This is a genomic window from Streptomyces sp. NPDC038280 (assembly GCF_055600045.1).
Map to the genome: position 1 here is coordinate 1 of NZ_JBVJYZ010000032.1, position 8,780 is coordinate 8,780.

An 8,780-nucleotide genomic window follows, 5' to 3' on the forward strand; every position below is an offset into this window, starting at 1 on the left:
TGGTCGCGGGATGGTCAGGTTGAGTATGTGGGCCGTGCTGACGAGCAGGTCAAGATCCGTGGCTTCCGTATCGAACTCGGTGAGGTCCAGTCTGTCCTGGCTGCTCATCCGCAGGTCGGGCAGGCGGTTGTCGTAGCCCGTGAGGACACTCCGGGCGACAAGCGTCTGGTCGCCTACGTGGTGCCCTCGCAGGAGGGGCAAGCCTCTGACCTGTCCACGGCTGTCATCCGGTTCGCCGGTGACCGGCTGCCGTCGTACATGATCCCGTCTGCGGTCGTGGTCCTGGAGACGCTGCCGTTGAACTCCAACGGCAAGCTGGACCGGCGGGCGCTGCCCGCACCCGAATACGCGGTAGGCGCGGGACGCGGCCCCTCCAACGTACGTGAAGAGATCCTCTGCGCTGCCTTTGCCGAGGTCTTGGGTGTGGACGGTGTGGGGGTGGATGATGACTTCTTCCGCCTCGGTGGGCACTCGCTTCTGGCCGTCCGCCTGGTGGCGCTTCTTCGTGAGCGGGGGGTGTCCGTTTCTGTTCGGGCGCTGTTCGACGCCCCGACGCCGGCGGGACTCGCCGCCTCGGTGGGCGCCGTTCAGGTCGAGGTGCCGGAGAACCTGATCCCGGCCGACGCGACCGAGATCACCCCGGAAATGCTGCCGCTCGTCGACCTCACCGAAGATGAGATCGCGCGGATCGCGGCTACGGTGCAGGGCGGCGCGTCCAACATCGCCGACATCTACCCGCTCGCCCCCCTCCAGGAAGGCCTGCTCTTCCACCACCTCCTGAGCGGCGGCGGGCACGACGCCTACGCGCTCCCGACGGTGATCGAGTTCGACTCACACGAGCGTGTCGACGCGTTCCTGGACGCCCTCCAGCGCGTGGTGGACCGTCACGACGTTCTGCGGACCTCGGTCGTGTGGGACGGCCTGCGTGAACCGGTCCAGGTCGTGTGGCGCCACGCCGCGCTGCCCGTCGAGGAGGTCAATCTCGACCCGAGCTCCGCCGACCCGGTCGCCGCCCTGGTCGCCGCGGGAGGCTCCATGATGGACCTCGGTCGGGCGCCGCTGATCAGCGTCCACATCGCCGCGGCCCCCGACGGCGACCGCCGGCTCGCCCTGCTGCGTATCCACCACATAGTGCAGGACCACACCGCCAAGGAAGTTCTGCTCGAAGAGTTGCACGCGTTCCTCACCGGGCGCGGCGACGAGCTGCCCGCACCCCTGCCGTTCCGCACCTTCGTCGCCCGGGTGAGCGGCGGCTTGGCGGACTCCGAGCACGAGCGGTACTTCGCCGAGCTGCTCGGCGACGTGACCGAGCCCACCGCCCCGTACGGCATGGCCGACGTACGCGGCGACGGCACGGGCATCGTCTCGGGCCAGATGGAGTTCGCGCCGGACCTCACCGCTCGCATACGAAGCGTGTCCCGCCGTCTCGGCACCAGTCCTGCGACCGTCATGCACGTGGCGTGGGCCCAGGCGCTCGCCGCGGTGTCCGGCCGCTCCGACGTGGTGTTCGGCACAGTCCTGTTCGGCCGCATGAACGCCGGTGCGGGCTCCGACCGGGTCCCCGGGCCGTACATGAACACGCTTCCGGTCCGTGTACGCACCGGCGAACTCGGTGCGCTCGAGTCGGTGTTCGCGATGCGCGGTCAGCTGGCCCGCCTCCTGGAGCACGAGCACGCGCCGCTCGCCGTGGCCCAGCGCGCCAGCGGTGTCCCGAGCGACAGTCCGGTCTTCACCTCCTTCCTCAACTACCGGCACAACCCCGGGTCGCGCACCGACACCAACCAAGACATCGAGATCCCGGGCATCCGTACCCTCTGGACGCACGACCGCACCAACTACCCGCTGTCGGCGTCGGTCGACGACGACGGCGACACGATCGGGCTCGTGATCGACGCGGTCGCCCCGGTCGACCCGATCACGGTCAACGCCCTGGTGCGGACCGCCACCGAGAACCTGGTTTCCGCCCTGGAAACCGCACTGGACGGTGGGACCGACGCACCGCTGAGCTCGCTGGGCGTGCTGGGTGAGAAGGAGCGGCAGCGGGTCCTCGTCGACTGGAATGACACCGCTGCTGATCTGGGGTCGGTGTGGGTGCCGGGGTTGTTCGAGGAGCGGGTGGTGCGGTCGCCGGATGCGGTGGCCGTGGTCTGCGGCGGTATGGAGATCTCGTATGCGGAGTTGGATGCTCGGGCGAATCGTCTTGCTCGTTATCTGATCGGTCAGGGGGTGGGTGCCGAGTCGTTGGTGGGGCTGTGCCTGCCGCGGGGTGTCGACTTGATCGCGGCGATTTTGGGTGTGTGGAAGGCGGGTGCGGGCTATCTGCCGATCGATCCGGAGTATCCGGCGGAGCGGATCGGGTTCATGCTCACCGACAGTGGCGCGGCGCTGACGCTGACGACCGAGGAAATCCTGAACGATCTGTCGGCGAGTGGGAACCGGTTCGTGGCTCTGGACAGCACGCTGGTGCGCGCGAGGCTCGCGGGGGAGTCGGCGGAGCGTCCGCAGGTGCTGGTGGACGGTGCCGGCCTTGCGTATGTGATCTATACGTCGGGTTCGACGGGTCGGCCGAAGGGTGTGGCCGTCACTCATGGTGGTCTGGCGAACTATGTTGCGTGGGCTGCGGACGCGTATGGGATGAGTGGTGGCGGGGGTGCTCCGTTGCATTCCTCGCTCGCCTTTGACCTGACGGTGACGAGTGTTCTGGTGCCGTTGGTGTCCGGCTCGGCGGTCGTGGCGAGTGCGGCCGGTGGTGCCGAGGGGCTGGCCGAGCTGGTGCAGTCTCCGGGTGGGTTCGGACTGGTGAAGGCCGTGCCGGCGCACCTGCCGCTCCTGGTGGAGATGCTGGACAAGCAGCAATCGGCGGGTGCTGCTCGCCGTTGGGTTGTGGGTGGTGAGGCTCTGCCGGGCAGTGTGGTGCGTGACTGGCTGGAGCGTGCGCCGGGTTCGGTGGTGGTCAATGAGTACGGTCCCACCGAGACGGTGGTTGGTTGCTGTGTCTTTGAGGTCGTGGCAGGTCAGGAGGTTGGTGAGTCGGTGCCCATCGGGCGTCCGATCGCCAACACGCGTCTCTACGTACTCGATGAACGCTTGCAGCCGGTGGCGCCGGGTGTTGCCGGTGAGTTGTACATCGCCGGTGTCCAGCTGGCTCGGGGGTATGTGGGGCGCCCCGGCTTGACGGCGGAGCGGTTCATTGCGAACCCCTTCGAGCCGGGGGCGCGGATGTACCGGTCGGGGGATGTGGCCCGCTGGAACACTGAGGGACTGCTTGAGTACCTCGGCCGTGCGGACGAGCAGGTCAAGGTGCGTGGGTTCCGTATCGAACCAGCCGAAGTCCAGGCCGTCCTCAGCGCGCACCCGGACGTCGCGCAGGCAGCGATCGTCGCCCGCGAGGACACCCCCGGCGACACCCGCCTCGTCGCCTACATCGTCCCGGCCGACCCGACGGACGCCCACCCGGAACTCGTCTCGCAACTCCTGGACTCCGCTCGTCAGCGCCTGCCCCAGCACATGGTTCCGGCGGCGGTCGTCGTCCTCGACGCGCTGCCGCTGACGGCCAACGGCAAGCTCGACCGCAAGGCCCTCCCCGCCCCGTACGCCTCCGGCACGGCCGGCTTCGGGCGCCGGCCCGCCACCGTCCAGGAGGAGATCCTCTGCGCGACCTTCGCCCAGGTCCTGGGGGTGGAGAGCGTCGGTGTCCACGAGAACTTCTTCGCCCTCGGAGGTCACTCCCTGCTCGCCGTCCGCCTGGTCAGCCGCATCCGCGCCGTGCTCGGCGTCGAGCTGGCCCTCGCCGCGCTGTTCGAGGCACCGACGGTCGCGGGCCTCGCGGCCCGGCTCACCGGGGCCGGTGCGGCACGCAAGGCGCTGACGCCGATGGAGCGCCCGGAGCGCACCCCCCTCTCGTTCGCGCAGCAACGACTTTGGTTCATCGCACAGCTGGAGGGGCAGAGCGCGACCTACAACGTTCCCGTGGCGGTCCGTCTCTTCGGCGAGGTGGACCGGGAGGCTCTCGGCGCGGCCCTGCGCGACGTGATCGTCCGACACGAGGTTCTGCGGACCGTGTTCGGGGTCGCGGACGGGGAGCCGTACCAGCGGGTCGTTCCGGTCGAGGACCTGACGTGGGAACTGCCGGTCGTCGAGGTCGCACCGGAGGACTTGGAGGACGCGGCCGCCGCCGCTTCCGGGTACTCCTTCGACCTCTCCTCCGAAATACCCTTCCGAGCTTGGCTTTTCGAAGCAGGCGCCGACAATCAGGTGCTCGTCGTGGTCATGCACCACATCGCGAGCGACGGCTGGTCCACGGCTCCGCTGGCGCGCGACTTGTCGACCGCCTATGCGGCTCGGCGCGAGGGCGGGGCCCCCGAGTGGGAGCCGCTGCCGGTGCAATACGCGGACTACGCCCTGTGGCAGCGGGAGCTGCTCGGCGACGAGCGCGACGAGGAAAGCCTGATCTCTCGCCAGGTCGCCTACTGGCGCGATGCATTGGCGGGCGCTCCGGAGGAGCTGGAGCTGCCGGCCGACCGCGTGCGGCCCGCTGTCCCCTCGCACCTGGGGCACCACATCCCGCTGGCGATCCCGGCGCAGGTGCACGCCCGCCTCGTGGAGGTGGCGCGCGCCGAGGGCGTGACGCCGTTCATGGTCCTGCAGGCCGCGCTGGCGATGCTGCTGTCGAAGCTGGGCGCCGGGACGGACGTCCCGATCGGCTCGGGGAACGCGGGCCGTACGGACGAGGCCTTGGACGACCTGGTCGGATTCTTCATCAACACGCTGGTGTTCCGGACGGACCTGTCCGGCGACCCGACGTTCCGGGACGTGCTCGGTCGCGTCCGGGAGACGAGTCTGTCCGCGTTCGCGCACCAGGATGTGCCGTTCGAGAAGCTCGTGGAGGAGCTGGCGCCGACGCGTTCGCTGGCGCGCCACCCGCTGTTCCAGGTCATGCTGAACCTGGAGAACAATGCCGAGGCGGTCCTCGACCTGCCCGGCCTGAGCACCCCCGACCCGGAGCGGGCGACCTCAGGTCGGACGCTTGCCGTCGGGCGGGGCGCTGCCAACTTCGACCTGTCCTTCGACATTGGCGAGACCTTCAGCGCTGACGGCGCCCCGGCCGGACTGCGCTGCTCCGTGGTCGCGTCGGCGGACCTGTTCGAGGCGGTTTCGGCGGCCCGCATTGCCGAGCGCTGGGTCCGCGTGCTGGAGCTGCTGGTCACCGATTCGGGGACGCGGCTGAGCGCCCTGGACGTCCTGGACGAGGGCGAGCGCCGGCTTCTGGCTGAGTGGCATGACACGGCGGCCGAGGTGGTGGCGGGGTCGTTGGTGGAGTTGTTCGAGGCGCGGGTGGCGAGGACGCCGGATGCGGTTGCGGTGGTTGCGGGTGAGGTGTCGTTCTCTTATGTGGAGTTGGATGCTCGTGCTAACCGTCTGGCCCGTCATCTGGTGGCTCAGGGTGTGGGTGCTGAGTCGCTGGTGGGTGTGTGTCTGGGGCGGGGTGCGGATCTGATTGTTGCGCTGCTCGCGGTGCTGAAGGCTGGTGGCGCGTATGTGCCGTTGGATCCGGAGTATCCGCGGGAGCGGATTGCGTACATGGTCGAGGACGCGGCGCCGGTGGTGGTGCTGACATCGTCGGTGACGGCGGGTGTGCTGCCCCGGGGTGTGGCTCAGGTTTTGCTGGACGATGAGTCGACGGTCGACGAGATCAGTGGACATGAGGATGGTTCGCTGGGTGTGGTGATTCGGTCTGAGTCTCCGGCGTATGTGATTTACACGTCGGGTTCGACGGGTCGCCCGAAGGGTGTGGTGGTCGCGCACAGGGGTGCGGTGAGCCTGTGTGAGGGTCATAGTCGGACGGTGTTCGCCACGGATGGTGACCGGCTGCGGGTTGCGCTGACGACTTCGGTTTCTTTCGATGCGTCGTGGAACCAGCTGTCGGCTCTGTTTGTGGGGCATGAGCTGCATGTGGTGGATGCGGAGACGTGGCTGGACGCGGGGCGTCTGGTGGCGTGGATGCGGTCCTCGCGAATCGACTTCGCCGAGGTCACCCCTTCCTACCTCCAAGTCCTCGTGGACGAAGGCTTGTTCGAAGGGTCTGAGGGTCCGAAGCGCATCGGTGTGGGTGGTGAGGCCACTCCGGCCGACCTGTGGGGGCGGCTGCGGTCGCTGGATAGTGTGGAGGGCTTTAACTTCTACGGTCCGACCGAGGCGACCGTGGACACCGCGATCGGCCGTCTGTCCGACTCCGAGACCGTCGTGGTGGGTAGGCCGGTGCCGAACGCCCGCGTGTTCGTCTTGGACGAGACTCTGCGCCCGGTCCCGGTCGGTGTGCCGGGTGAGCTGTATGTGTCGGGTGCGGGTGTGGCCCGGGGCTATGTGGGGCGCCCGTCCCTGACGGCTGAGCGGTTCGTCGCGTCTCCCTTCTCCGACTGCGGTGAGCGGATGTATCGCTCGGGTGACCGCGTGAAGTGGTCGGCGGACGGACAGCTCGTCTTCCTCGGTCGTACCGATGACCAGGTCAAGGTGCGTGGTTTCCGTATCGAGCTGGGTGAGGTCCAGGCCGCTGTGGCCGCGCACCCGCAGGTCGCGCAGGCCGCTGTGGTGGTACGGGAGGACACCCCGGGCGACCGTCGCCTCACCGCGTACGTCGTCACCACCGGCCAGCCAGGCCAGCCGGTTGCGGAGTTCGTGGCTGAGAGCCTGCCCGAGTACATGGTCCCCTCGGCGGTCGTCACCCTCGACGCGCTGCCGTTGACGGCCAACGGCAAGCTCGACCGCAAGGCCCTCCCGGCCCCCGAGCACGCGGTCAGCGCAGGGCGCGGTCCCGCCACGCTCCAGGAGGAGCTGCTGTGCGGGGTGTTCGCGCAGGTGCTGGGTCTCGACAGTGTTGGCGTGGACGACGACTTCTTCGAGCTCGGCGGCCACTCGCTCCTCGTGATCCGGCTGATCAGCCGGGCGCGGACTGCCTTGGGCGTGGAGGTGCCGTTGCGGACCTTCTTCCAGGCGCCGACGGTCGCTGGTCTCGCGGCACGGCTCTCCGGTGCCGGAGCGGCGCGTCGGGAGCTGACGGCCGGGGAGCGCCCGGAGCGGATACCGCTGTCGTTCGCCCAGCGGCGTCTGTGGTTCATAAGCCAGTTGGAGGGGCCGAGCGCCACCTACAACGTGCCGGTGGCCCTGCGCTTGTCGGGCGGGGTCGACCCGGAGGCGCTGCGAGCGGCGCTGCGGGACGTGATCGGACGCCACGAGGTGCTGCGTACGGTCTTCGAGGTCGTCGACGGCGAGCCGTACCAGAAAATTATCGAGCTCGACGAGCTGGCCTGGGAGCCGGCCGTCCGGCAGGTGGCCGACGAAGATCTGGCGGCCGCGGTCGCCGAAGAAGCGGGGCGGGTCTTCGACCTCGCGACGGAAATCCCCCTGCATGCGGCTCTGTTCGAGCTGACGTCCCAGGTGCACGTCCTCGTCGTCGTCGTGCACCACATCGCGAGTGACGGCTGGTCCACGGCTCCGCTGGCGCGCGACCTGTCGGTCGCCTACGCGGCTCGGCGCGAGGGCCGGGCGCCCGAGTGGGAGCCGCTGCCGGTCCAGTACGCGGACTACGCGCTGTGGCAGCGCGAGCTGCTCGGTGACGAGCGCGATGCCGACAGCCTGATGAACCAACAGATCAACTACTGGCGCAACGCTTTGACGGACGCACCGGTCGAGCTGGAGCTGCCCTTCGACCGGCCGCGACCGGCGGTCGCGTCCCACCTGGGACACAGCGTTCCGCTCAGTGTCCCCGCCCGGGTACACGCACGACTTGTCGAGATGGCGCGGGCCGAGGGCGTAACCACGTTCATGGTTCTCCAGGCTGCCCTGGCCACTCTGCTGTCGAAGCTGGGCGCGGGGACCGACATCCCGATCGGTTCGGCGAACGCGGGCCGTACGGACGAGGCGCTGGACGACCTGGTCGGCTTCTTCATCAATACCCTCGTGGTCCGCGCGGATCTGTCGGGCGACCCGACGTTCCGCGAGGTCCTGGACCGGGTGCGGGACAAGAGCCTGGCGGCCATGGCCCACCAGGACGTTCCGTTCGAGAAGCTGGTGGAGGAGCTGGCCCCGGCCCGCTCGCTCGCCCGCCACCCCCTCTTCCAGACCGTCCTCACCCTGCAGAACACGATCGACGCGGTCCTCGACCTGCCCGGAGTGCGGGCAGGCGCCGTGTCGACCGCGTCCGCCGAGCCCTCCTCACGCCGTACGGCCGCGAAGTTCGACCTCGACGTCATGGTCGCCGAGACCTTCGACACGGACGGCGCACCGGCGGGGTTGGGCGGCTCGGTGACGGTCGCGGCGGACCTGTTCGACCCGGAGTGGGCCGGCCGTATCGCGGGCGCCTGGACCGGGCTCCTGGAGTTGCTGTCCGAGGACCCGGGCCGGCGCCTCGGTTCGATCGAAGTCCTGGGCGAGGTCGAGCGCCGTCGGGTGTTGGTGGAGTGGAATGCGACGGCGACCGATGGTGACGCCGTCAAGGTGCATGAGTTGTTTGAGGGGCAGGTGGCTCGGAGGCCGGATGCGGTGGCGATCGTCGCGGAGGGTGCCGGGGTTTCGTATGCCGAGTTGGACGGGCGGGCGAATCGGATCGCGCACTATCTGCTTGGTCAGGGCATTGGTGCGGAGTCGGTGGTGGGTCTGTGCTTGCCGCGGGGTGTCGACATGATCGCCGCGATTTTGGGTGTGTGGAAGGCGGGTGCGGGTTATCTGCCGATTGATCCGGCGCAGCCGACGGAGCGGATTGCGTTCATGTTGCGGGACAGTCG

1 protein-coding gene is annotated in these 8,780 nt (G+C 69.1%); it reads left to right on the top strand.

The features are described 5' to 3' along the window. Positions 1-27: 27 nt before the first annotated feature. Positions 28-8,780 (top strand): amino acid adenylation domain-containing protein (locus ACZ7J0_RS33535; RefSeq protein ID WP_470893830.1); only part of this gene is annotated, 8,753 nt, incomplete at its 3' end.